The organism is Pseudomonas sp. TAA207 (assembly GCF_001529285.1).
GTDB lineage: Bacteria > Pseudomonadota > Gammaproteobacteria > Pseudomonadales > Pseudomonadaceae > Aquipseudomonas > Aquipseudomonas weihenstephanensis.
Genome location: NZ_LLWJ01000048.1, coordinates 17,124 through 41,879, shown reverse-complemented (window position 1 = coordinate 41,879; position 24,756 = coordinate 17,124). Strand labels below are relative to the sequence as shown.

The following is a 24,756-nucleotide window of genomic DNA, read 5'->3' as shown; positions in this document are numbered from 1 at the left end:
GGCCTAGTATGCCCGCCCTCGTTGAGTATGAGAAATCCGTGACATGAAATAGTCGCTGGCGCAGGCTGCGAAGGGCAGCGCAGCTGCCCGTCTTCTCAAACCCACGCGATGACGTGGCGGGCGGGCAGCCTTTTTCGTCGCCAGTGGCAGCGATCACAAGGTTTACATTAGTCCACCAAAATAGAGGTGCCGGTCATTTCTGCTGGTTTTTCCATACCCAGCAGTTTGAGCATGGTGGGGGCCACGTCGGCCAGTACACCGCCGTCGCGAACCTTGAACTTGCGCTTGCCGACATAAATAAACGGCACCGGCTCGCAGGTGTGAGCGGTGTGCGCCTGGCCGGTGGACTCGTCTTCCATCTGTTCGACGTTGCCATGGTCGGCTGTGATCAGGGCTTCGCCGCCGACTTTTTCCAGCGCTTCAACGATACGGCCCACGCAGGCGTCCAGGCACTCAACCGCTTTGACCGCTGCATCAAACACGCCGCTGTGGCCGACCATGTCGCCGTTGGCGTAGTTGACCACGATCACGTCATAACGTTGATGTTCGATGGCATCGACAATGTTGTCGGTGACTTCGGGCGCGCTCATTTCTGGCTGCAAGTCGTAGGTGGCGACTTTAGGCGACGGGATCAGAATGCGTTCTTCGCCGGGGAACGGTTCTTCGCGCCCACCGGAAAAGAAGAAAGTGACGTGCGCGTATTTCTCGGTTTCGGCAATCCGCAGTTGGGTTTTACCGTTTTTGGCCAGGTAATCGCCCAGCACGTTTTCCAGGCTGCCCGGCGCAAACGCGCTAGGCGCCGGGATGCTGGCGGCGTATTGAGTCAGCATCACGAAACCGGCCAGTTTTGGCTGGCGCGTGCGCGGGAATTCTTTGAAGTCGTCCTCGACGAACACGCGGCTCAGCTCGCGGGCGCGGTCGGCGCGGAAGTTCATGAACACCACCGCGTCACCGTCTTCGACCTTGACCGGCTCGCCCAGGGTGGTGGCTTTGACAAACTCGTCGCTTTCGCCACGGGCATAAGCGGCTTCAAGACCTTCTTGCGCGGTGGCGGCGTTGAACTCGCCTTTGCCGTCAACGATCAGGTTGTAGGCTTGCTCGACACGGTCCCAACGGTTGTCGCGGTCCATGGCGAAATAGCGGCCGATCAGGCTGGCGATACGGCCTTTGCCGAGATCTTTGAAGGCTTCGTCCAATAGCTCTATAGAGGACGCGGCGCTTTTAGGCGGAGTGTCGCGGCCATCGAGGAAGGCGTGCAGGTAGATTTTTTCGGCGCCACGCTTGTACGCCAGCTCGGCCATTGCCACGAGGTGGTCTTGATGGCTGTGAACTCCACCCTCAGACAGCAGGCCCAGAATATGCACGGCCTTGCCATTGGCGACGGCTTTGTCGACGGCGGCGCAAAGGGTCGGGTTTTCGAAAAACTCGCCGTCGCGGATCGACTTGGTGACACGGGTGAAGTCTTGATACACCACGCGGCCAGCGCCCAGGTTCATGTGGCCGACTTCGGAGTTGCCCATTTGCCCGTCCGGCAGGCCGACATCCATGCCCGAACCTGAGATCAGGCCATTGGGCATGCTTGCACAAAGGCGATCGAGCACCGGTTTCTTGGCTGAATAAACGGCGTTGTAGTCGTGGCTTTCACTGTGACCGAAGCCATCCAGGATGATCAGGACCAAAGGTTTAGGCGTGGTAGTCATAGATCCCACTCGTGGCTGGTTTAAAAAGGAGGTATGCAGAAGACGGGCAGTTTAAAGCGAAGTTCATGTGGCGTCACCGCCGGGCGGGGTTTGGCCGACCAAGGCGGCTGTGTATACTGGCCCACATTTTACGACCCTGGAACCTTCTGATGGTTGATCACCTGATTGCATTTGCCACTTCTCACTACCTGTTGGTGGGCGCGTTTGTCATCCTGCTGGCGTTGTTGATTGCCCACGAAATGAGCCGTGGCGGACGTAGCATCAGTACCGGCGAGTTGACCGGTCTGGTTAACCGCGACGAAGGTGTGGTGATTGATATTCGCCCGGCCAAGGATTTTGCCGCCGGCCACATCGTGGGTGCATTGAACATCCCGCAAGACAAGCTGATGGCGCGCATTGCCGAGCTGGACAAGCACAAGGGCAAAACCATCATTCTGGTCGATGCCCAGGGCCAGCATTCTGGCTCCCACGCCCGTGAACTGCTCAAGGCTGGCTACAACGCCGCCAAGCTGTCCGGTGGTATCGCCAGCTGGCGCGCCGATAACCTGCCTGTGGTGAAGTAACTATGTCCAAGGTCATCGTTTACTCCAGCGATTATTGCCCTTACTGCATGCGGGCCAAGGCTTTGCTTGAGAAGAAGGGCGTTGCCTTTGAAGAAATCAAAGTCGACGGCAAGCCTCAGGCGCGTGCCGAGATGGCCCAGAAAGCGGGTCGCACCTCGGTGCCGCAAATCTGGATCGGCGACCAGCATGTTGGTGGATGCGATGACCTGTTTGCTTTGGAGCGCGCCGGTAAATTGGATGCGCTGCTGAACGTCTGACTCTCATTCTCTATAAGCCCCAAGATCAACAAGGATCTGTGATGACTGACCAACAGAATACCGCTGCGACTGAAGACGATACTTCTCCACAATTCTCGTTGCAGCGTATCTATGTGCGTGACCTGTCGTTCGAAGCGCCGAAAAGCCCGGCAATCTTCCGTCAGCAGTGGGAGCCGACCGTGGCTCTGGACTTGAACACGCGTCAGAAGCCGCTCGAAGGTGATTTCCACGAAGTGGTCCTGACCTTGTCGGTCACGGTCAAGAATGCTGACGAAGTGGCGTTCATCGCTGAAGTGCAGCAGGCTGGCATCTTCCTGATCAAAAACCTGGATGCGGGTTCGATGAACCACACGCTGGGCGCGTTCTGCCCCAACATCCTGTTCCCGTACGCACGCGAAACCCTGGACAGCCTGGTCACCCGTGGCTCGTTCCCGGCGCTGATGCTGTCCCCGGTGAACTTCGATGCCCTGTACGCGCAAGAGCTGCAACGCATGCAAGAAGAAGGCACGCCGACTGTTCAATAAACAGCCGCTGCTGGATTGAAAAAGCGCCGTAAGGCGCTTTTTTATTGGGCTTTGGAGCTGTGTGCTTACTTGAAGCCTAACTGGCGCCAGGCTTCGTACACGGCGACAGCCACGGTGTTGGACAGGTTCAGGCTGCGGCAGCCTTCGCGCATCGGCAAGCGCAGGCGGTGTTCGCCGTCCAGCGCATCCAGCACCTGGGGCGGCAAGCCACGGCTCTCAGGGCCGAAGATAAAAGCATCACCTTCGGCAAACTGCGCGTCATGAAATGGCTTCGAACCTTTGGTGGTAAAGGCAAACAAGCGCGGATGCCCCAGGTGTTCAAGGCAACTGGCCAGGTCGGCGTGACGCTTGAGTGGCGCATACTCGTGGTAATCGAGCCCGGCGCGGCGCAAGCGCTTGTCGTCGAGTTCAAAGCCGATGGGTTCAATCAAATGCAGGTGGCAGCCGCTGTTGGCGCACAGCCTGATAATGTTGCCGGTATTCGGCGGAATTTCTGGTTGAAAAAGGATGACGTGAAACATGCACGGCTCCGAACTTAAAGATGGCGAGGATTCTACTCCCGAAGAGGACCCGCGACCTAAACTATGGCCGCGTGTTTTAGGTTCTTTGGCGATTGTGGGGTTTATGGTCGGGATGATGATCGGCCGGCTGACGACGCCTGAGCCTGTGCAGTTGCAGCAGGTTGAGGTCTTGCCGGGGGCGTTGGTGGTGTGGTTCAGCGATGAGCCCAAACTGCACGGTGAAATGGTCGATGGCACAGTCGGCTTGCTGTTCGATGCGCAGGGTAAGGCGCAGAACGGCCAGTTCAAGCTCAATGGCAAAGATGTGAATTGGCGGGTGCAGCGCACCGATGGTGGGTTGCTGCTGACGTTGGTGGCGGCCCGTGCCCTGCACGGCGACTGGGCCGGAGCGCCACAGGATGGCCGCTGGCGGTTGCAGGTAAACCTGCGCGAGTAATAAAAGAGGGAATGCCGGCCTGCCTGTACCGGGTTCCCCAAAACGGCTGCGCGTTGATGCGCGGGGCATCAAGGCTGCGGGTGTAAAAGTGGGGAGTCCTGGCCTGCCTGTACCAGGGTCCCCTAAAGCGTTATCAGGGTTATTGCAGGGCGCGTGCCAGTTTTAGATTTTTTTGTCGAAAATGTCTTATGCAAATGCAAAGCCCCGGATTCCGGGGCTTTTTGTCTGTAGGGCAGGTTTGAGGCGCGGCTGCGGCTGCAGCCCTTGAGCCAGAGCTGTGCGCGTTAATGGTGCAGCCTTGCTCAAAAATGCCCTCTCCCGCAGGAAAAGGGCTGGGGTGAGGGCTTTTGATCTGCCTTAAGCTTCGTCAGCATCCTCCTCGTCGCCGTCGATCTTCATGCCCAGTTCTTTGATCTTGCGGGTCAGGGTGTTGCGGCCCCAGCCCAGCAGCACGGCGGCATCGCGACGGCGGCCCGCGGTGTGTTTGAGGGCGGTCTCGATCATGATGCGTTCAAATGTTGGCACCGCACTGTCCAGCAGGTTGGATTGACCACGGGCTAACGCTTGATCGGCCCACTGACGCAGCGCGTGTTCCCAGTTGGTCACGGGGGAAGCGTCTTGCTGGAGGTTGAGCAATTCGGGCGGCAAATCGCTGATATGCACTTCGCGCCCGGATGCCATCACGGTGATCCAGCGGCAGGTGTTTTCGAGTTGGCGCACGTTGCCCGGCCACGGCAGGTTTTTCAGATATTGCTCGGTCTCGGCCTTCAGCAGTTTTGGCTCCACCGACAGCTCTTGCGCCGCGCTGCTGAGAAAGTGGCGGGCCAGTGTCGGGATGTCTTCACGCCGATCCGACAGGCGCGGTATATGGATGCGGATCACGTTCAGGCGGTGAAACAAGTCTTCACGAAACTTGCCTGCCTGTACCAGTGTTTCGAGATTCTGATGCGTGGCCGCAATGATGCGCACGTCGACCTTGACCGGAATGTGCCCGCCCACGCGATAGAACTCGCCATCAGCCAGAACCCGCAGCAATCGGGTTTGTGTGTCGGCAGGCATGTCGCCGATTTCATCCAGAAACAAGGTCCCGCCATCAGCCTGTTCAAAGCGCCCGCGGCGTAAGTTGGCAGCGCCGGTAAACGCGCCTTTCTCGTGGCCGAACAGCTCGGACTCCATCAGGTCTTTAGGAATGGCCGCCATATTCAACGCAATAAACGGCGAGGCAGCACGCGGGCTGTGGCGATGCAGCGCATGGGCAACCAGCTCTTTACCGGTGCCCGACTCGCCGTTGATCAGTACGGTGATGTTGGAATGGCTCAAGCGGCCAATGGCGCGAAACACTTCTTGCATCGCCGGGGCTTCGCCAATGATCTCCGGGGTGCGTGCCAGCGTGGGCGCCACGGCCAAGCCTTGTTGCTCTTGGGCGTGCTGGTTGGCGCGCTTGACCAGCGACACGGCTTCATCAACGTCAAATGGCTTGGGCAGGTATTCAAATGCGCCGCCCTGATAGGACGCCACGGCGCTGTCCAGGTCGGAGTGCGCCGTCATGATGATCACTGGCAAGCGCGGGTGCTGTTCGCGGATCTTGGCCAGCAAATCCAGGCCGCTCGCACCGGGCATGCGGATGTCGGAAATGATCACGTCGGGTTGCTGGCGAGCCAGGCGACTCATCACCCCATCGGCGCTGTCGAAGCTTTGTGTGGTCATGCCTTCCTGCTGCAAGGCTTTTTCCAGGACCCAGCGGATTGAACGGTCGTCGTCGACGATCCACACGGTTTCACTTCGGCTCATGTCGATGCGGCTCCTTGTTCCAGTGGCAGAAAGATCGAAAAGAGTGTGTGGCCAGGGTGGCTTTCACACTCGATCAACCCCTGGTGCTGACTGATGATGTTCTGGGTGATGGCCAGGCCCAGCCCGGTACCGTCGGGGCGGCCGCTGACCATGGGGAAGAAGAGGGTGTCTTGCAGCTCGGCCGGGATGCCCGGCCCGTTGTCGATGATTTCGATTTTGGTCACCAGGCGATGGCGGATGTGGCCAATGGTGAACTGACGCATGGCCCGCGTGCGCAGGCTGATGCGCCCCAGCCGCAGTTCGTTTTGGCTGCCAATGGCCTGCATCGCATTGCGCACGATATTGAGCACGGCCTGAATCATCTGTTCGCGGTCGATCAGCAGGTCGGGCAGGCTGGGATCGTAATCGCGCACCAGGGTGATGCCGCCCTGGGTCTCGGCTTCGACCAGGTTGCACACGCGCTCCAGCACTTCATGCACGTTGGTCATGGCCAGCGAAGGCAGTTTGTTGGAACCCAGCATGCGGTCTACCAGGTTACGCAGGCGGTCAGCCTCTTCGATGATGACGTTGGTGTAGTCGCGCAAGCCTTCGTCGGGCAGCTGACGGGCCAAGAGTTGGGCCGCGCCACGAATGCCGCCCAAGGGGTTCTTGATTTCGTGAGCCAGGCCGCGCACCAGCATTTTGCTGGTCTCTTGCTTGGACAGCTGGGCTTCTTCTTTAGTGATGCGCAGCAGGCGATCGCGGGGGTGCACTTCGAGCAGCAGCAAGGTCGTGCCGGCACTCAAGATCGGTGTCACGGCGTAATCCACGGTCAAGGTTTGACCCGTGAGCGAGGTCAGCATGGCTTCACGCTTGGTGAAAGGGTGCGCTTGCTCAACGGCTTGACGCAATGAATGCAGGGCTTCAGTGGACTCGGTAAACAATTCGCTGATGAATTGCCCGTGGCTGCGTTGACCGCTGATGGCCAATAGCATCTCTGCCGCCGGGTTCATGTACTCAAGGCGCAAGTCGGCATTGAGCAACAGGGTTGCGGTGGTCAGATTGTCGAGTAGCAGTCGGTGCAAGGCATCACTGATGGTCATGGGCCGATCCCGGATTACGTGCGTGGGTTACACGCTGAGACAAGGAAAATGCAAAAACCAAACCAAGGCTCTGAAAAGAAGCGCTAATCGCCTGAAATAAGACGTTACAGCTCATCAACAGGGTGTAGATGCTCACGGAGTGAGTCGTTTTGAACCAAATTGGGCTGGCGAGGTGGGCGGTGATGTTTCTATTGCACCAATATAGTGCAAATCAAGTGAAAGGTTTCAGTCTCGGCTGCATGTTCATGGGGCAGAAGGTCGTTGGCTTGATGTTGATCACTGTATGGCCGGAGGCGGCTTGCCCATCCGTGACGGCAACGGCCACATCCCGCTGATGGCCAGTCACGTGTTTTTCACGTTTTGACATCAGCAGGTGCGGATGGGCGCGGAGGGTGAGATCAGTCGGGTTTCGAGAGCGGTAAGCCGGGAGCGCCTGCATAGAAAACAATCAGTTCCACGGGGCTGTTACCGCTCGTACCACGGTGTGGAATATTCACCAGTTCGGGCAGTACTTCTCCGGGTTTAAGCCGGGTTTGATGACCGCTGCGGGTTTCAACCATTAACTCGCCGCTGAGCACATACGCCACGTTGGGCATGGGGTGGGTATGCCACTTGAGCGTGGTGTTGGCGGGAATGGTTATTTTAAGGACCGTGAGTTCCGGGGTTGAACCGGGGTAGGTGTCATAGGCTGTGCCATCCCAGGAATGGCTGGTTTTGAGCAGTTGTTCGGTCTGGACTTCCTGGGGGCCATGCGTACAGCCCAGCAGGCTCGTACAGAGGGTGGCGAAGAATAAGGGCTTGATAAGGCGTGCTGGCAGCATGGGCGAGTCCTGAGGTGATTGAACGCGTGTGAGGCGCTCAAACTACGCAGGGAGGCATGCAATGGCTGTCAGTCGAAGCAATATGGCGTGCGAGTAAAGGATGGGATGTGCGTAAGACCGCGGGCATAAAAAAACCTCCCGAAGGAGGTTTTTTTACATCACGCGGCGATCACCGGTGTGACGGGATCAGCAGCTGTAGTACAGCTCGTATTCCAGAGGGTGCACGAAGGTGCGCACTTTGATTTCTTCTTCGCTTTTCAGAGCGATGTAGGCGTCGATGAAATCGTCGCTGAAAACGCCGCCTTTGGTCAGGAACGCACGACCTTTGTCCAGCTCTTCCAGAGCTTCTTTGAGGCTGCCACACACTTGCGGGATCTCTTTGGCCTCTTCAGGCGGCAGGTCGTACAAGTTTTTGTCAGCAGCGTCGCCCGGGTGGATCTTGTTCTGGATGCCGTCCAGGCCAGCCATCATCAGTGCTGCGAAGCACAGGTACGGGTTGGCAGCCGGGTCCGGGAAACGCGCTTCGATACGGCGAGCTTTAGGGCTGGACACGTAAGGGATGCGGATCGAGGCAGAGCGGTTGCGGGCCGAGTAGGCCAGCATGACCGGCGCTTCGAAACCTGGCACCAAACGCTTGTAGGAGTTGGTGGCCGGGTTGGTGAAGCCGTTCAGTGCTTTACCGTGCTTGATGATGCCGCCGATGAAGTACAGGGCGGTGTCGGACAGGCCGGCATAGCCTTCGCCAGCGAAGGTGTTTTTGCCATCTTTGGAGATGGACATGTGTACGTGCATACCCGAGCCGTTGTCGCCGTACAGAGGCTTGGGCATGAAGGTCGCGGTACGGCCGTAGGCGTCAGCCACGTTGTGTACGCAATATTTGAGGGTCTGAACTTCGTCAGCCTTCTTCACCAGGGTGTTGAACTGCACGCCGATTTCGTTCTGGCCTGCGGTTGCCACTTCGTGGTGGTGAACTTCGATAACCAGACCCATTTCTTCCATGGCGTTGCACATGGAGGTACGGATTTCGTGGTCATGGTCGAACGGTGGCACCGGGAAGTAGCCGCCTTTGATGCCTGGACGGTGGCCACGGTTGCCGCCTTCTACGTCCTGGTCGGACATCCACGAACCTTGTTCGGAGTAGATCTTGAACATGGAACCGGAAATGTCGGACTTGAACTTCACTTCGTCGAAGATGAAGAACTCAGGCTCCGGGCCCACGAACACGGTGTCACCGATACCGGTGGACTTCAGGTATTCCTCGGCACGGTTGGCGATAGCGCGCGGGTCGCGGTCATAGCCTTGCATGGTTGAAGGCTCGATGATGTCGCACACCAGGATCAGCGTTGGCTGTTCGGTGAACGGGTCCAGAACGGCCGTGCTGTCGTCTGGCAGCAGGATCATGTCGGACGCTTCGATACCTTTCCAGCCCGCAATGGAGGAGCCGTCGAACATTTTGCCGTCGGTGAAGAAGTTTTCATCCAGCGCATCACGAGCCGGCATGGTCACGTGGTGTTGAGTACCTTTGGTGTCCGTGAAGCGCAGATCAATCCACTTGACGTCATGATCTTTGATGAGTTGAACCGACTTCGACATATGTCCTCCGGGGTGGCTTCGGGCGGGTAGTAGTGGTGCGCCCTTAGTAATGTGCTTGATGCCGGCGCGAATACTCTGCCAAGGCAACCTGCCTCACAAGGGAGCAAATTGCATGCCAGTGCCCCGAGTTGGGTGTAATGCGCCAAACTCAAGCCGGTAAGCGGTGCAGCCTACCGATTAGCGCCCGTTATCGCACTCAAATGAAGCGAAAAACCGTGGTTTTGCTCTATTTTGGTGCGTGCAAAACCGTTTGTACGATAACTGGTTAAACCTTGAGCAATTTCCGCTATAATCCGCGCCCCCCTTTTTTGGCAGGCTGCTCGCGCGCTGTTTTCATGAAACTAATCGTTAAAGTCTTCCCCGAAATCACTATCAAGAGCCGTCCGGTTCGGATGCGTTTTGTCCGTCAATTGGCTAAAAACATCCGTGCTGTGCTCCGCGATCTGGACCCGGCTGTGGTGGTGACCGGTGTGTGGGACAACATCGAGCTGCAAACGCGCGTGAGCGACCCCAAAGCCTTGAAAGAAATGACTGCGCGCCTGAGCTGCATGCCAGGCATTGCGCATTTTCTTCAGGTAGATGAGTACCCGTTGGGCGACTTCGACGACGTGGTAGAAAAGTGCAAATTGCACTTTGGCGAGTCGCTGGCCGGCAAGGTTTTTTCGGTGCGTTGCAAACGCGCTGGCAAGCACCCATTTACCTCGATGGAAATCGAGAAATACGTGGGCAGCAAGCTGCGTCGCGAGTGCGGTGCGGCCGGAATTTCGCTGAAAAACCCGGAAATCGAAGTCCGAATCGAAATTCGCGACCAACGGTTGTTTGTGATTCACAGCCAGCACGACAGTATTGGCGGCTTCCCGTTGGGTGCGCTTGAACAGACCCTGGTGCTGATGTCCGGTGGTTTCGACTCTACCGTGGCGGCTTACCAGGTCATGCGTCGCGGCTTGATGAGCCACTTCTGCTTCTTCAATCTGGGCGGGCGCGCCCATGAATTGGGCGTGATGGAAGTCGCGCACTATATATGGAAGAAGTACGGCAGCTCGCAGCGCGTGCTGTTTGTCAGTGTTCCGTTCGAAGAAGTTTTGGGCGAAATTCTCGGCAAAGTCGATAACAGTCATATGGGCGTCATTTTGAAGCGTATGATGTTGCGCGCTGCGACCCGTATTGCTGAGCGACTCGACATCGAGGTGTTGGTCACCGGAGAAGCGATTTCTCAGGTTTCGAGCCAGACACTGCCCAACTTGTCGCTGATTGACTCGGCAACAGACAAATTGGTGTTGCGTCCGCTGATCGTCAGCCACAAGCAAGACATCATTGATCAGGCGGTTGAAATCGGTACGGCCGATTTTGCCAAGCATATGCCTGAATATTGCGGGGTGATTTCGGTCAACCCCAAGACCCACGCCAAGCGCAACCGCGTGGAGTATGAAGAACAACAGTTTGATATGGCCGTGCTTGAGCGTGCGCTTGAGCGGGCCAAACTGGTGCCGATTGATCGGGTAATCGATGAATTGGGCCAGGACTTGCAAGTCGAAGAAGTCAGCGACGTGCTGGCGGGCCAGATCGTCATCGACATCCGTCACCCGGATGACCAGGAAGATCGACCGCTGGAACTGGCTGGCATCGAAGTACAAGCGTTGCCGTTCTATGCTTTGAACAGCCGCTTCAAGGAACTGGATGATACCCGTCAGTACCTGTTGTATTGCGACAAAGGCGTGATGAGTCGCCTGCATGCTCACCATTTGCTCAGTGAGGGACATGCCAATGTGCGCGTTTATCGACCGAGCTAAGAGCCCGGGGCTGTATGCCTGTGGCCTGCGTCACCGGCCCCCCGACGCCGCCGTCAAGCTGTAATGGTTTGCACGGACTCTACTGTTAATCGCTGCCTGGACTCAGTCAGCACACCGAATCCTCTGATCGAGATACACAAGTGATCGAAAATCTACGTAACATCGCCATCATTGCTCACGTTGACCACGGTAAAACCACCCTGGTAGACAAACTCTTGCGTCAATCCGGCACTCTGGAGCGCAACGAGCTCAACGACGAGCGCGTGATGGACTCCAACGACCAGGAAAAAGAGCGCGGCATTACCATTCTTGCCAAGAACACCGCGATCAACTGGAACGGCTACCACATCAACATCGTGGACACCCCGGGCCACGCCGACTTCGGCGGTGAAGTAGAACGCGTAATGTCGATGGTTGACTCCGTTCTGCTGCTGGTTGACGCTCAAGACGGCCCTATGCCGCAAACCCGTTTCGTGACCAAAAAGGCGTTCGAAGCCGGCCTGCGTCCAATCGTGGTAATCAACAAGGTTGACCGTCCAGGCGCGCGTCCGGACTGGGTTCTGGATCAGATCTTCGACCTGTTCGACAACCTGGGTGCTACCGAAGAACAGCTGGACTTCAAAGTGGTTTACGCCTCTGCCCTGAACGGTATTGCTGGTCTTGACCACACCGACATGGCTGAAGACATGACCCCGCTGTACCAGTCGATTGTCGACAACGTACCAGCACCACAAGTTGACCGTGATGGTCCGTTCCAGATGCAAATCTCGGCACTGGACTACAACAGCTTCCTGGGCATTATCGGCGTTGGCCGTATCGCTCGTGGTCGCGTCAAGCCGAACACCCCGGTTGTTGCCATCGACGCTGACGGCAAGCGCCGCAACGGTCGTATCCTGAAGCTGATGGGTCACCACGGTCTGCACCGTGTAGACGTTGAAGAAGCTTCGGCAGGCGACATCGTGTGCATCAGCGGTATGGATTCGCTGTTCATCTCCGACACCCTGTGTGATCCGCTGAACGTTGAAGCGATGAAGCCGTTGACCGTTGACGAGCCAACCGTTTCCATGACCTTCCAGGTAAACGACTCGCCTTTCTGCGGTAAAGAAGGCAAGTTCGTGACGTCCCGTAACATCAAGGAACGTCTGGACAAAGAGCTGCTGTACAACGTTGCACTGCGCGTTGAAGAAGGCGACTCGGCTGACAAATTCAAAGTATCGGGCCGTGGCGAGCTGCACTTGTCCGTACTGATCGAAACCATGCGTCGTGAAGGCTTCGAAATGGGCGTTGGTCGTCCAGAAGTGATCATCCGCCTGGTTGACGGCGTTAAGCACGAACCGTTCGAAAACGTCACCATCGACCTGCCTGAAGAATCTCAGGGCAAGGTGATGGAAGAGATGGGTCTGCGTAAAGGCGACCTGACCAACATGGTGCCGGATGGCAAAGGCCGTGTGCGTCTGGAATACAACATCCCTGCTCGTGGTCTGATCGGTTTCCGTAACCAGTTCCTGACCCTGACCAACGGTGCTGGCATCCTGACCTCGATCTTCGATCGCTACGACACCATGAAGTCGGGCCACATGTCCGGCCGTCAGAACGGTGTTCTGGTATCGGTTGAAACGGGCAAGGCGCTGACCTACTCCCTGGAAACCCTCCAGGCGCGTGGCAAGCTGTTCGTTGAGCACGGTCAAGAGATCTACAACGGTCAGATCGTTGGTCTGAACAGCCGTGACACCGACATGGGCGTTAACCCTACCAAGGGCAAAAAGCTCGACAACATGCGTGCTTCGGGTAAAGACGAAACCATCGCTCTGGTTCCACCTGTTCGCTTCACTCTGGAACAGGCTCTGGAATTCATCCAGGACGACGAGCTGTGTGAAGTGACGCCTAAGTCCATCCGTCTTCGTAAGAAGATCCTGGACGAAGGCGAGCGCACCCGCGCTGCTAAAAAAGCCAAAAACTAAGTCACTTAGTTAGCGGTTACAAAAACGCCCCCGACCTTGCGGTCGGGGGCGTTTTTTTATGTCCGGGATTTGTGTCTACAGCAGCCTCTCACCCCAGCCTTCTCTCAAGGGAGAAGGTGAGGGTCTGTACTGAATCAAAAATCCATCAATTTAACGCTGCTGTTTTTGCGCTCGACAGCCTTTGGAATATACGCGCAGTACCCTGGACGCGGACCGATGCGCGGGTGGTTGCGGCACGTGTCCGGGCGCTTGTCGTAGATGGTGCACATGCGCGACTTGCGGTCCAGGTACAGGCAATCGTTGTTGCTCATGCGCTGCAACGTGAAGATGCCCGACTTCTGGTTGAAACGTTCCACAATCCCTTCTTTTTGCAGGCGCTTGGCGATGTTCTTCGGCGGATCGCCGAGTTCGAACTCATCAACCAGACCGATGCGGATCAAGTCTTTGACCTTGACCTCAACCGGCAGGGTGCAGCAGCTGGAAATGCAGGAGCCGCACATGGGCGCGGTGTATTTGGCCCACGTATCGAGACGGTCGATTTCCGCGGCGGCGATCAGGTTGGACTTCATCAGGCTTATATTCCAGCGTGTAACAGGGCGCGCGATCATACCGGGGTTGATGAATATTTGAACAACCATTTGCCGGTTTTTTGCTCGCCAGGGGGTTCTGCCTCTTTTCAGGGCGTATTTGCGCGCTGCGGGCACCATAAAAACCTGCAAAAACCTCGAACCTGAGCCGCCGCCTTTTGTCAGAGCGTCTAGGCTGACTCCATTCGTTCTCCAAATCGCTCCATCTCGCTTGAGGTCGTATCGATGTCCCAGGAACCGCTTGTTTGTGATGCACAAGTGGCGGCATTTCGTGCTGCTGTACTGGCTAAACTGACGTACGCGGTGGGTAAGGACCCTGAACACGCGTTTGACCACGACTGGTTTGAAGCCATTGCGCTGGCCGCCCGCGACCACATGGTCGAGCACTGGATGGACCACACGCGGCAGATTTATCGCAAGGGTCAGAAGCGGGTGTACTACCTGTCTCTGGAATTTCTGATCGGCCGGTTGCTCTACGACAGCCTGAGCAACCTCGGGCTGCTGGACATCGCCCGTGAAGCATTGACCGAGCTGGGTGTCGACCTTGAGCAGATCCGCCTGCTTGAACCCGACGCTGCGCTGGGCAATGGCGGGCTGGGGCGTTTGGCGGCGTGTTTCATGGAAAGCATGGCAACCCTGGGCGTCGCGGCCCACGGGTATGGCATCCGTTATGAGCACGGGCTGTTCCGCCAAAGCATTGTCGATGGCTGGCAGCAGGAGCAAACCGAGAATTGGCTGGATTTCGGCAACCCGTGGGAGTTCGAGCGCGCCGAAGTGGTGTACCCCATTGGTTTTGGCGGGGCGGTTGAAACCAAAGTCGACGAGCAAGGGCATTCGCGGCAAATCTGGTGGCCTGGCGAAACCGTACGCGCCATTGCCTATGACACCCCCGTCGTGGGGTGGCGCGGAGCCAGCGTTAACACCTTGCGGTTATGGCGGGCGAGGGCGGTGCATGAATTGCACCTCGAACGCTTCAACGCTGGCGATCACTTGGGCGCGGTGGCCGAAGTGGTGCGCGCCGAAAGCATTTCGCGGGTTCTGTACCCGGCCGACAGCAATGAGGCGGGCCAGGAGTTACGCCTGCGTCAGGAATACTTCTTTGTGGCGGCCTCTTTAAAAGACTTGATCCGCCGCCACCTCGATCAAGGCTTCACATTGCTCAGCCTGGGCGAGCATGTCGCCATCCAGCTCAACGACACTCACCCCTCCATCGCCGTGGCCGAGCTGATGCGCATTCTGGTCGACGAGCACGACATGGAGTGGAGCGTGGCCTGGGATGTCACGGTGCAAACCCTGGCGTACACCAATCACACCCTGCTGCCAGAGGCACTGGAGACCTGGCCGGTAGGACTGATGGAGCGGTTGCTGCCGCGCCACATGCAAATCATCTACTTGATCAACGGGTTGCACATTGATTCGCTGCGTGAGAAGGGCGTGCATGATTTTGACGTGCTGCGCGCCGTGTCTTTGATCGAAGAAGACAACGGCCGTCGCGTACGCATGGGCAACCTGGCGTTCCTGGGCTGCCACAGCGTCAACGGCGTGTCGGGGCTGCACACGCAACTGATGCGCAGCACTGTGTTCTCTGAAATGCACAAGCTGTACCCCGATCGCATCAACAACAAAACCAATGGCGTCACCTTTCGCCGCTGGCTGTATCAGTCCAACCCGCCGCTGACGGCGATGCTGGTTGAGGCCCTGGGCCCGCAGATTCAGGACGATCCGGAGCACAACCTGATTGAACTGGAGCCATTTGCCGAGCGCGCCGACTTTCGCCAGCAGTTCGCAGAGCAACGGCTGCAAAGCAAATGCACCCTGGCCGCTTTGATTTACGAGCGCCTCGCCATCGTGGTCAACCCTGAGGCCATGTTCGATGTGCAGGTCAAGCGCATCCATGAGTACAAGCGCCAATTGCTCAATTTGCTGCACACCGTGGCGCTGTATCAGGCGATTCGGGCCGAGCCGGGCAACCGCTGGGTGCCACGGGTGAAAATTTTCGCGGGCAAGGCCGCGGCCAGTTATCAACAGGCCAAATTGATCATCAAACTGACCAACGACATCGCCCGCACAGTGAACAACGACCCCACCGTGCGCGGGTTGCTCAAAGTGGTATTTATCCCCAACTACAACGTCAGCCTGGCCGAAAACATCATCCCGGCGGCCGATTTGTCCGAGCAGATATCCACCGCCGGTTATGAAGCGTCCGGCACCAGTAACATGAAGTTCGGGCTTAACGGTGCGTTGACCATCGGCACGATGGATGGCGCAAACGTTGAAATGTGCGAGCGGGTAGGGGCCGAAAACATGTTTATTTTCGGCCTTAGCGCGCAGCAAGTCGAAGCACGCAAGCGCAATGGCGAATTTAACGCCAGTGCTGAAATTGCGGCGTCGCACCGCCTCAATGATGTGTTGCAGGCCATACGCGGTGGCGTGTTTTCCCACGATGACCCGGCGCGCTACACCGGCCTGATTGACTCGCTGATTGATTACGACCGTTTTTTGGTGTGCGCAGACTTCGATGCCTATTGGGAGGCGCAAATGCGCGTCGAACAGCTGTGGCACGACAAAGACGCGTGGTGGCGTACCGCAGTGCTCAACACGGCGCGCATGGGCTGGTTCTCCTCAGACCGCACCATTCGTGAATACGCCACAGACATTTGGAAGGCGCTATAACCGCCCCGTAGCCGCTGCCGCAGGCGGCGTCCGACGGCGTAGCCGTTGTAAAAAAGCGCTTTGTATTTGTCCGGCTAAACGCAGGCGCTGAATCCACGAGCGCTTCGCAATCGGACGCGGCGCCCGCTGCTACGGGGCGCCAGCGCCTGTTTTTGCGCCTCAACTGAACCCGCCCGGCCGGTTATCAGTCTGATTAGAAGATTTGCACGGCAACACGCGTTAAACTGCGCGGGTTTTTTGCCCCCTCCCCCTTGTTCGGAGCCTTACATGTCCCGCGTTACCCTGAGTCGCTATTTGATCGAGCAGACCCGCAGCAACAACACGCCTGCTGATTTGCGTTTCCTCATCGAAGTGGTGGCGCGTGCTTGCAAAGAGATCAACCACGCCGTGTCCAAAGGCGCCCTGGGTGGTGTTCTGGGCAGCATGGGCACCGAAAACGTGCAAGGTGAGGTGCAGAAAAAACTCGACGTGATTTCCAACGAAATCCTGCTCGAAGCCAACGAATGGGGCGGTCACCTGGCCGGCATGGCGTCCGAAGAAATGGACAACGCCTACCAGATCCCTGGCAAATACCCTAAAGGCGCGTACCTGTTGGTATTCGACCCGCTGGACGGCTCGTCCAACATCGACATCAACGCGCCGGTCGGCACGATCTTCTCCGTGTTGCGTTGCCCGGAAGGCCACCTGGCTGAAAACGGCGACCTGGGCGAGAAAGCCTTCCTGCAACCGGGCACCACCCAAGTGGCTGCCGGTTATGCCATCTATGGCCCTCAAACCATGCTGGTACTGACCTTGGGCGATGGCGTTAAAGGCTTCACGCTGGACCGCGAAATGGGCAGCTTCGTGCTGACCCACGAAAACATCACCATTCCTGAAAGCACGCAGGAATTCGCCATCAACATGTCCAACCAGCGTCACTGGGAAGCCCCGGTACAGCGCTACGTCAGCGAGCTGCTGGCCGGTGAAGACGGCCCGCTGAAAAAGAACTACAACATGCGCTGGGTGGCCGCGATGGTCGCTGACGTGCACCGTATCCTGACCCGTGGCGGTCTGTTCATGTACCCGCGCGACAGCCGCGAGCCGTCCAAGCCGGGCAAATTGCGTTTGATGTACGAAGCCAACCCGATGTCGTTCCTGGTTGAACAGGCCGGCGGCGCTTCAACGGACGGCCACCAGCGCATTCTCGACATTCAGCCTGAAGGCCTGCACCAGCGTGTAGCAGTGTTCCTGGGGTCGAAAGAAGAAGTGGCACGCATCACCGCTTACCACAAAGCGTAAGCCCTGCCTCAAACGCGCCGTCGCTGGCGCAGGCTGCGAAGGGGGGCCAAGGCCCCCTTTTCTCAAATGCCTTCGCTATTCTCCTCGCAGCCTTTGGCAGCGTCAGGGGGCCAGCATTCCCTCGTCGTATCTGCATTCAACAAATCTCCCCCTGCCTTCGGGAACCCCGTCACGCTTTTCTCTTCTAAGCTCTCATTGAGGCAGCGATGCCGACTTTCCCGTTCAGGAGCTTGTCCATGAAGTTGCGTTCTTTGGCGTTGTTGTCGTTTTGTGTGTTGCTGGCAGCTTGCAGCAAGGTCAACCAGGAAAACTATTCAAAACTGTCGGCGGGCATGCCCAAGGCCGAGGTTGAAAAGTTGCTGGGCAGCCCGACCGATTGCTCTGGCGCGCTGGGCATGTCGAGCTGCACGTGGGGCGATAAAAACAGCTTTATCAGCGTGCAATATGCCGGTGACAAAGTGTTGATGTTCTCGGGCCAGGGCTTGAAATAAGCCATCGCAGGAGCGTTCACCATGAAACGTCTTTTAGCGTGTCTAGGCGCTTCGCTGGTGTTGGCCGGTTGCGCCAGCTCTGGCGATGACACACTGGCGCCCAAAACGGTCGACAACGTTGATCTCAAACGTTACCAGGGCACTTGGTACGAGCAGGCACGGTTGCCGATGTTCTTCCAGCGCAACTGTGTGCAATCACAAGCGCATTACAGCCTCAAGCCCGATGGCAACGTGGCAGTGTTGAACCGTTGCCTCACGGCAGAGGGCAAGTGGGAGGAGGCCAAAGGCACAGCGACGCCACAAGTACCGGGCAAGACCGACAAGTTGTGGGTTGAGTTTGATAACTGGGTGTCGACGCTATTGCCGGGCGTGACCAAAGGCGATTACTGGGTGTTGTACCTGGGCGATAACTACAGCACGGCGCTGGTGGGCAACCCCGATCGCCGCTACCTGTGGCTGTTGTCGCGCAAGCCGACCATTGACCAGCAAACCCGCGATGAACTGCTCAGCAAGGCTCAGCAGCAGGGCTATGACACGACGCGCTTGATCTGGCGGGGGCAGGAGTAAAACCCTGGTCGCTACCTGCGCCACCCTCGTAGCAGGTGCCGCAGGCTGCGTCCGGCGGCGCAGCCGTTGTAGGTCGATGTAGGTGTTTTACCGGCCATACCGCGTTTTAAGGCATGGCGACGGCTTCGCCCTCGGACGTCGCCGTCGCCAACTTCGGCATGCTCACAAAACCCGACGTTGCGGCCTTAACCGCGCAGCAAGGTCTTCCAGGCGCGGTTCTGGTAGACCGCGATGGCTTGGTGCTTACGGGCGTCGAGCAAGGCATCGTTGGCCTCAGCGTCTTCTGTGATGGGTTGATTGGCCAAGTCTTGCAACTTGTTCATCTCACCGTACAGACGGTCAACTTCGGCGATGTCCAACACCCCACGCGCCAGACGCAGCCATGCCTGAATTCGCTCGATGCGTGGCAGTTGCTCGGCCAAGTCTTCCGGCTGCTGCTGGTAGCGGTTCAGACGCAATGCGATGGCTTCATCCGACAGCAAGCGCGGCAACCAGCTGCTCAGTTGTGCAGCACCCTGACGATTGCCACGGGTGGTGCCACGGTCCACGGTCCAGCTGCGGTCCATCAACCAGCGCGACGTGTTGAGCGAGAACTGGCCCCAGCGCGGGTCTTCGAGTTCTTCAAGGAACTGCTCCGGTGCGGCTTTGCGCACGTCTTCGTCGTCCTGACCGATTTGCACCAGCGGGCGCCAGTCTTCCAGCAGTGCGTCGAGGGACGCGCGCAACACGCTGGTGGATTGGCGTGGCGCGGCCTGGCCGAGGCTGCTGACCAGGGCGCGCAGGTCGATCAACTGTTGCACCCAATCTTGCAGCAGACGCCAGTGGCCATTGAAACGGTATTGCTCGGCCAGACGCTGGCTGCTGGCCAGCAAGTGCCAGGCCAGTGCGGCAAAGGCGTCGTCCAGTGGCGTTTCGGGTGTCAGCTCAGGGGCTGGCAGGTTGACTGAGTAGCTGTTGGCATCGAACAGGCGATAGCCGCGCTCAGCCTTGCTGATGTCACACGGCATCAACGCCAGTTTTTCAGCCAGCTCGGCGGCCAGTTCCAGCAGGGCAGCTGGCTCGCCTTCGCGCAGTTCGAGTTCCAGTTCGCAGATTTCTTCTTTGTGCTTGCCAGCAATTACATGGCCCAAGTCCAGTGCGGCTTCGATCACCACTTTGGCTTTGCCGCGGCCCCACGAGATTTCAGCGCGCTCGCGCACGAAATCAGTGGTGAAAATCGGTTTCAGGGTCTTTTTGTCCAGCTCGGCCAACGCTTCAGGCCAGCATTCACCGTCGAGCTTTTTGACGTCGAGTTTGGCTTTGGGCAGGTGCCAGTCGTATTCATTGCGCACCGACAGCCCGGCAACGCTTTCGCCGCGGGTCTTGAGGGTTTGAATGACGTCTTCACCATCACGGCGCAGGCGCAGAGCAACCTTGGCCTTGGCCAGGTCGCGCTCTGGGGTGTCGAAGTACTGATTGAGCAACTCACGGCTTTCCCAGCCACTTTTGTTGCGTTTTTTCAGCAAGGGGTGCTCGCGCAAGGCGGCGAGGGTTTCGCGGCTGACGCGGAGTTTGATTTCGGTTTCTTTCTGCATGGCCGGAAAATCCAGGAACGGTGCGCAGCCGGGGAAAGGTGTGGCTGCCAAGGCCGTGCAGTGTACAGGACTCGCCGCCCGGGCGCCCCGCATGGGTTTATTCTGCAAAGCAGATGGCTCTATGATGGGCCTCGTCCCGCCAACAGGAAGTCAGCGCATGCCTATACCTTCCATGAAAGAGCAATTCGCGGCCTTGATCAGCACGCCGTCCGTCAGTTGCACCCAGGCTCATCTGGATCAGAGCAATCGCCCGGTCATCGATTTACTGGCGGCATGGCTGGGCGACCTGGGGTTCAAGTGCGACATCCAGCCAGTCAGCCCCGGCAAATTTAACCTGCTCGCCAGTTATGGCAGCGGTCCCGGCGGTCTGGTGCTGGCGGGTCACAGCGACACGGTGCCATACGATGACGCCCTGTGGCAGACCGATCCGCTCAAGCTCACCGAAGTCGATAACCGCTGGGTTGGCTTGGGCAGTTGCGACATGAAAGGCTTCTTTGCGCTGATTATCGAAGCCGTGCGTCCGTTGCTCGACCAGCCGTTCAAGCAGCCGTTGCTGATTTTGGCCACTTGCGACGAAGAAACCTCGATGGCCGGCGCCCGCGCACTGGCCGAAGCGGGGCGGCCACTGGGCCGGGCGGCAGTGATTGGCGAGCCGACGGGCCTCAAGCCGATCCGCCTGCACAAAGGCGTGATGATGGAGCGCATCGACATTTTGGGGCGCAGCGGCCACTCCTCCGACCCCAGCCTGGGCCACAGCGCGCTGGACGCCATGCACGATGCAATCACCGAGCTTAAAAGTCTGCGCCAGCAATGGCTGCACGAATACCGCAACCCTCAGTTCAGCGTGCCGCAGCCGACCCTCAACTTTGGCTGTATCCACGGCGGCGACAACCCCAACCGTATTTGCGGCCAGTGTTCGCTGGAGTTCGACCTGCGACCTTTGCCGGGGATGGACCCGCAGGCCCTGCGTGCGATTATCCGCAGCAAGCTTGACCCTTTGGCCGAGCGGCATCAGGTAAGCATTGACTTCGCGCCGATTGCGGCGGGTGTTGCGCCGTTCGAGCAAGACGCAGACTGCGAACTCGTGCGGGTGGCCGAGCGCCTTACCGGGCATCGCGCGCAAGCAGTAGCGTTTGCCACCGAAGCGCCTTATCTTCAGCGCCTTGGCTGTGAAACCATTGTGCTGGGCCCCGGTGACATCACCTGCGCGCATCAGCCGGGTGAACACCTTGAAATGTCACGTTTGCAGCCGACCGTGCGTCTACTGAGTCAGTTGATCGAACATTATTGCCTGACCCCGGCGCAGTAAATCACCGCAGGCCCAACCCGTACACAAGGAGAGCACGCGTGTCGCCATTGTTTCGACGATAACTACCAGCCCGTTGTGCGTTTGCTGTTCAGCCCTTTTTAGGCGACTCACTTTTCTACAGGCTTCGGTTATGCCCGATTACGTTAACTGGCTACGTCACGCGTCCCCTTACATCAATGCCCACCGCGATTGCACCTTCGTCGTCATGCTGCCTGGCGATGGCGTTGAACACCCCAATTTCGGCAACATCGTTCACGACCTGGTGCTGCTGCACAGCCTGGGCGTGCGGCTGGTGCTGGTTCACGGCTCGCGCCCGCAAATCGAACACCGCCTGCAAGCCCGTGGCCTGACACCGCATTACCACGAAGGCATGCGCATTACGGATGCGCCGACGCTGGAATGTGTGATCGACGCCGTAGGCCATTTACGCATTGCCATCGAAGCGCGCCTGTCGATGGACATGGCCTCCTCGCCGATGCAAGGCTCGCGTCTGCGGGTGGCCAGTGGCAACTTGGTGACCGCGCGCCCGATTGGCGTACTTGACGGCGTGGACTATCACCACACCGGCGAAGTGCGGCGGGTGGACCGCAAGGGCATTAATCGCCTGCTCGACGAGCGCTCAATCGTGCTGCTGTCCCCCCTGGGGTATTCGCCGACCGGGGAGATTTTCAATTTGGCCTGCGAAGACGTGGCCACGCGCGCGGCCATCGATTTGAGTGCGGACAAATTGCTGTTGTTCGGCGCCGAACCGGGCTTGCTCGACGAAGACGGTCACCTGGTGCGTGAGCTGCGCCCGCAACAAGTGCCTGCACACATGCTGCGCCTGGGCAGCGATTACCAGGCCGAACTGCTGGAAGCCGCCGCCGAAGCCTGCCGTGGCGGCGTAGCCCGCAGCCACATCGTCAGCTACGCCGAAGACGGCGCATTGCTGACCGAACTGTTCACCCGCAACGGTGGTGGCACGCTGGTTGCGCAGGAGCAATTCGAAAAGATCCGCGAAGCGGCGATTGAAGACGTCGGTGGCTTGCTCGACCTGATCAGCCCGCTGGAAGAGCAGGGGATTTTGGTGCGTCGTTCGCGCGAAGTGCTGGAGCGTGAGATTGAGCAGTTCAGCGTGGTTGAGCGCGAAGGCATGATCATCGCCTGCGCGGCGCTGTATCAGATTGCCGACTCGGACGCGGGCGAACTGGCGTGCCTGGCAGTGAACCCGGAATACCGACATGGCCGCCGGGGGGATGAACTGCTTGAGCGCATCGAACAACGGGCGCGGGCACAGGGCCTCAAAACCCTGTTCGTATTAACCACGCGCACGGCCCACTGGTTCCGCGAACGTGGTTTCGAGCCGAGCAGCGTCGAGCGTTTACCGGCGGCGCGAGCGTCGCTCTATAACTTCCAGCGCAACTCCAAAATCTTTGAAAAGGCGCTGTAAAGAGCCGGATCGACGCAAGCCTCGTCGGCGCTGACGAGGCACGAGGCTGAGTCCGGTGGCGCAGCAGTCGTAAAGCCTGCGCACCGGATATATAGATCGCAACTATCAACTGCCTTCCCTAAAACGCTCGCAAGCACAAATAGTCAATTACCCCGGCAGGCCAAATGCTTCCCTTGCACAGCCGCCTAACACGGTTAGCGGGTACATAAAAACGCCATCTATCGTGGGGGCGGTGTCGCTCAGGTCGCTATTCTTTCTCGGTTTCTCAGGCCGCCCGGCCGCTGTTTATTTCAGCGGCGTTCTACAGTAAGCCGACGTTTAAACCCTGAAGTGGTCTATTGCCGTAGTTTGCGTAGGAGGCTGCGCTTTTGCGTGCGTGTATCTCAACCCGTGCTTTATAAAATGCACTCGACTATAAATCCAGTGCCCTACACAAACTCCGGACTGGGCTGATTTCGTTCAGTTTGTTATGCCGATAATGTGCGACGCTCTCCCCATAGGAAAGCATCATATGGCCAGCCCCAAAGGAAGTTTTAGGCAACGGAGATCTGGACAGAGGGCTTTACCTCAATCGGCACTTGATTGAAAACGCATTTGCCTGCCCGCAATGCTATAACCCAGCCTGCCTCAAAATGCACACGAGAATTAATCACATTGTTCGGCATAATACAGGTCCGTCCCTAAGTGAACTTTAAATACTAAGCCAGTACAACAATGTATAAAAATATAAGGAGGGCTCGTGAAAAATTTATATGGGGTTGTCGTAATATCGCTCTACTGCGCGACTGCTAATGCCGCGCTGAATGAGTTGTCAGGGGCGTGGGCTGGGAGTATAGGGGGGGCTAGTATCGCTGTTTGCTTTAATGAATCCGAAGAGTTAAAGGGTGTGTATTATTCGGATGAGTTTAAAGCGCCTATTCGACTCATCGCAATTGATGATGTGTTTTCCGCGAAAGACAAAAAAATTGAAACGTTGAGCGGTACCAAGAGGTCAGTAACTCATCTTCTTGTGCGCTATGAAAATACCTTGGCTAAAACTGAACAAGTCGTCAGTCTTAAAAGAGTAAATAATTCAGCGTTGTACGATTCTTGCTCGAGTGTCGCTTTTGCCGGGAAACTAGCGACCTCACGTTCGATGCCGACAATAGAGTATCAAGGGCATGTTTATAATTACTATAAAAAAAATGGCGTGCCGCTATTTTCTCTCACCGAAAAAAACGCTGTGACAGATAAAATAAATAAAGATATCTATGATCTAATCCACCCCCTAAAAACAATTAAAGCGTTTGAGTTGGAGCTAAAACCTTCTCTGGGTAGCAATGGAAGTATCGAAACAAGCGAGGCTTCAATTACGCCACAATTTTGGTCTTCTGATTATCTCAGTCTGAATTTTAATCAGTGGTCTGTCGATACTGGAAGGTCAGGCGTATCCTGGGCAAGTCACACATGGGATTTAAAAACAGGGGATAGAGTTGATCCATGGGCCTGGGTCAATACCAAATATCTGTGGAAGACACCTTATTCAGGTACTGTCAAACTTCCAAAGAAATTGACCAATCTTTTATACGCTATCACAGACAACTTAAAAAATTGCCCTGCTCTTGACTCGTACGATACTTACGAAATGGTCATTACACGGCAAGGCTTACTCGTCAGCAGTCCTGCCACCGGCAATGATTGCGACAAAGAGTGGAATTTGACGTGGGCGCAACTTTATCCAATATTAACGCCCGAAGGAAAAATAGCGGCTGCGAAGATGAGTGGTTCAAATAAATAACTTACAGCGACTTACGAGTCAATTGCCAGTCA

Annotated in this window: 21 protein-coding genes; 13 read left to right on the top strand and 8 right to left on the bottom strand. The window is 57.5% G+C overall.

Going from position 1 to position 24,756, the window contains the following annotated elements; translation table 11 throughout:
- Positions 1 to 167: 167 nt before the first annotated feature.
- Complete coding sequence (gene gpmI, locus AP059_RS02380) at positions 168 to 1,700, bottom strand: 2,3-bisphosphoglycerate-independent phosphoglycerate mutase (RefSeq protein WP_059761733.1); 1,533 nt, start codon at positions 1,698 to 1,700, stop codon at positions 168 to 170.
- A 149-nt stretch (positions 1,701 to 1,849) separates the two neighbouring features.
- Between gpmI and AP059_RS02375 the strand changes: the two genes are divergently transcribed.
- The 3 genes from AP059_RS02375 to secB are packed head-to-tail and all read left to right on the top strand — an operon-like array spanning position 1,850 to position 3,044.
- Positions 1,850 to 2,263 (top strand): rhodanese-like domain-containing protein, encoded by a 414-nt coding sequence (locus AP059_RS02375; RefSeq protein ID WP_048364618.1) that lies wholly within the window; start codon positions 1,850 to 1,852, stop codon positions 2,261 to 2,263.
- A 2-nt stretch (positions 2,264 to 2,265) separates the two neighbouring features.
- Positions 2,266 to 2,520: a glutaredoxin 3 gene (gene grxC, locus AP059_RS02370; protein WP_048364617.1), complete on the top strand. Its 255-nt coding sequence runs from the start codon at positions 2,266 to 2,268 to the stop codon at positions 2,518 to 2,520.
- A gap of 41 nt (positions 2,521 to 2,561) precedes the next feature.
- Positions 2,562 to 3,044: a protein-export chaperone SecB gene (gene secB / locus AP059_RS02365; RefSeq protein WP_048364616.1), complete on the top strand. Its 483-nt coding sequence runs from the start codon at positions 2,562 to 2,564 to the stop codon at positions 3,042 to 3,044.
- Between the two features lie 65 nt (positions 3,045 to 3,109).
- On the opposite strand, the gene trmL is transcribed toward secB, so the two are convergent.
- On the bottom strand, positions 3,110 to 3,565 hold the full coding sequence (gene trmL / locus AP059_RS02360; protein WP_059761732.1) for a tRNA (uridine(34)/cytosine(34)/5-carboxymethylaminomethyluridine(34)-2'-O)-methyltransferase TrmL: 456 nt from the start codon (positions 3,563 to 3,565) through the stop codon (positions 3,110 to 3,112).
- On the opposite strand from trmL, the gene AP059_RS02355 reads away from it, so the two are divergent.
- Complete coding sequence (locus AP059_RS02355) at positions 3,564 to 4,001, top strand: hypothetical protein (RefSeq protein ID WP_059761731.1); 438 nt, start codon at positions 3,564 to 3,566, stop codon at positions 3,999 to 4,001. The two genes, trmL and AP059_RS02355, sit on opposite strands and share 2 nt — an antisense overlap.
- 357 nt (positions 4,002 to 4,358) lie before the next feature.
- Here the strand turns inward: AP059_RS02355 and ntrC are convergent, their stop codons facing one another.
- From ntrC to glnA, 4 genes are all read right to left on the bottom strand, one after another.
- Positions 4,359 to 5,792, bottom strand: a complete 1,434-nt coding sequence (ntrC, locus tag AP059_RS02350) for a nitrogen regulation protein NR(I) (RefSeq protein ID WP_059761730.1) — start codon at positions 5,790 to 5,792, stop codon at positions 4,359 to 4,361.
- Complete coding sequence (gene glnL / locus AP059_RS02345; RefSeq protein ID WP_059761729.1) at positions 5,789 to 6,874, bottom strand: nitrogen regulation protein NR(II); 1,086 nt, start codon at positions 6,872 to 6,874, stop codon at positions 5,789 to 5,791. The genes ntrC and glnL overlap by 4 nt, the downstream gene beginning before the upstream one ends.
- 398 nt (positions 6,875 to 7,272) lie before the next feature.
- On the bottom strand, positions 7,273 to 7,695 hold the full coding sequence (locus tag AP059_RS02340; protein WP_059761728.1) for a cupin domain-containing protein: 423 nt from the start codon (positions 7,693 to 7,695) through the stop codon (positions 7,273 to 7,275).
- Positions 7,696 to 7,881: 186 nt separating this feature from the next.
- Positions 7,882 to 9,288, bottom strand: a complete 1,407-nt coding sequence (gene glnA / locus AP059_RS02335) for a glutamate--ammonia ligase (RefSeq protein WP_048364610.1) — start codon at positions 9,286 to 9,288, stop codon at positions 7,882 to 7,884.
- A gap of 335 nt (positions 9,289 to 9,623) precedes the next feature.
- Here glnA and thiI point away from each other — a divergent pair, with 335 nt between their 5' ends.
- Together thiI and typA are read left to right on the top strand one after the other, a co-directional pair.
- Positions 9,624 to 11,078: a tRNA uracil 4-sulfurtransferase ThiI gene (gene thiI, locus AP059_RS02330; RefSeq protein ID WP_048364609.1), complete on the top strand. Its 1,455-nt coding sequence runs from the start codon at positions 9,624 to 9,626 to the stop codon at positions 11,076 to 11,078.
- A 140-nt stretch (positions 11,079 to 11,218) separates the two neighbouring features.
- Positions 11,219 to 13,039 (top strand): translational GTPase TypA, encoded by a 1,821-nt coding sequence (typA, locus tag AP059_RS02325; protein ID WP_048364608.1) that lies wholly within the window; start codon positions 11,219 to 11,221, stop codon positions 13,037 to 13,039.
- 134 nt (positions 13,040 to 13,173) lie between these two features.
- On the opposite strand, the gene AP059_RS02320 is transcribed toward typA, so the two are convergent.
- Positions 13,174 to 13,611 carry a YkgJ family cysteine cluster protein gene (locus tag AP059_RS02320; protein WP_047281788.1) on the bottom strand — a complete coding sequence of 146 codons (438 nt, stop codon included), beginning with the start codon at positions 13,609 to 13,611 and terminating at the stop codon, positions 13,174 to 13,176.
- A gap of 240 nt (positions 13,612 to 13,851) precedes the next feature.
- On the opposite strand from AP059_RS02320, the gene AP059_RS02315 reads away from it, so the two are divergent.
- From AP059_RS02315 to AP059_RS02300, 4 genes are all read left to right on the top strand, one after another.
- Positions 13,852 to 16,299, top strand: coding sequence for a glycogen/starch/alpha-glucan phosphorylase (locus tag AP059_RS02315; RefSeq protein WP_059761727.1), 2,448 nt, complete (start codon positions 13,852 to 13,854; stop codon positions 16,297 to 16,299).
- A gap of 267 nt (positions 16,300 to 16,566) precedes the next feature.
- Complete coding sequence (locus tag AP059_RS02310) at positions 16,567 to 17,577, top strand: class 1 fructose-bisphosphatase (RefSeq protein ID WP_048400681.1); 1,011 nt, start codon at positions 16,567 to 16,569, stop codon at positions 17,575 to 17,577.
- A gap of 236 nt (positions 17,578 to 17,813) precedes the next feature.
- Positions 17,814 to 18,068: a lipoprotein gene (locus AP059_RS02305; protein WP_047272919.1), complete on the top strand. Its 255-nt coding sequence runs from the start codon at positions 17,814 to 17,816 to the stop codon at positions 18,066 to 18,068.
- A 21-nt stretch (positions 18,069 to 18,089) separates the two neighbouring features.
- Positions 18,090 to 18,635, top strand: a complete 546-nt coding sequence (locus AP059_RS02300) for a lipocalin family protein (protein WP_059761726.1) — start codon at positions 18,090 to 18,092, stop codon at positions 18,633 to 18,635.
- Between the two features lie 185 nt (positions 18,636 to 18,820).
- On the opposite strand, the gene AP059_RS02295 is transcribed toward AP059_RS02300, so the two are convergent.
- Positions 18,821 to 20,209 (bottom strand): CYTH domain-containing protein, encoded by a 1,389-nt coding sequence (locus AP059_RS02295; protein ID WP_059761725.1) that lies wholly within the window; start codon positions 20,207 to 20,209, stop codon positions 18,821 to 18,823.
- Positions 20,210 to 20,366: 157 nt separating this feature from the next.
- Between AP059_RS02295 and argE the strand changes: the two genes are divergently transcribed.
- From argE to AP059_RS02280, 3 genes are all read left to right on the top strand, one after another.
- Positions 20,367 to 21,518: an acetylornithine deacetylase gene (argE, locus tag AP059_RS02290; RefSeq protein ID WP_059761724.1), complete on the top strand. Its 1,152-nt coding sequence runs from the start codon at positions 20,367 to 20,369 to the stop codon at positions 21,516 to 21,518.
- Between the two features lie 130 nt (positions 21,519 to 21,648).
- The gene (gene argA, locus AP059_RS02285) at positions 21,649 to 22,947 is read left to right on the top strand and encodes an amino-acid N-acetyltransferase (protein ID WP_048364602.1); all 1,299 of its coding nucleotides are present in this window, start codon (positions 21,649 to 21,651) and stop codon (positions 22,945 to 22,947) included.
- A 739-nt stretch (positions 22,948 to 23,686) separates the two neighbouring features.
- A complete protein-coding gene (locus tag AP059_RS02280) occupies positions 23,687 to 24,724 on the top strand; it encodes a hypothetical protein (RefSeq protein WP_059761723.1) in 1,038 nt (345 codons plus the stop codon).
- Positions 24,725 to 24,756: the final 32 nt, after the last annotated feature.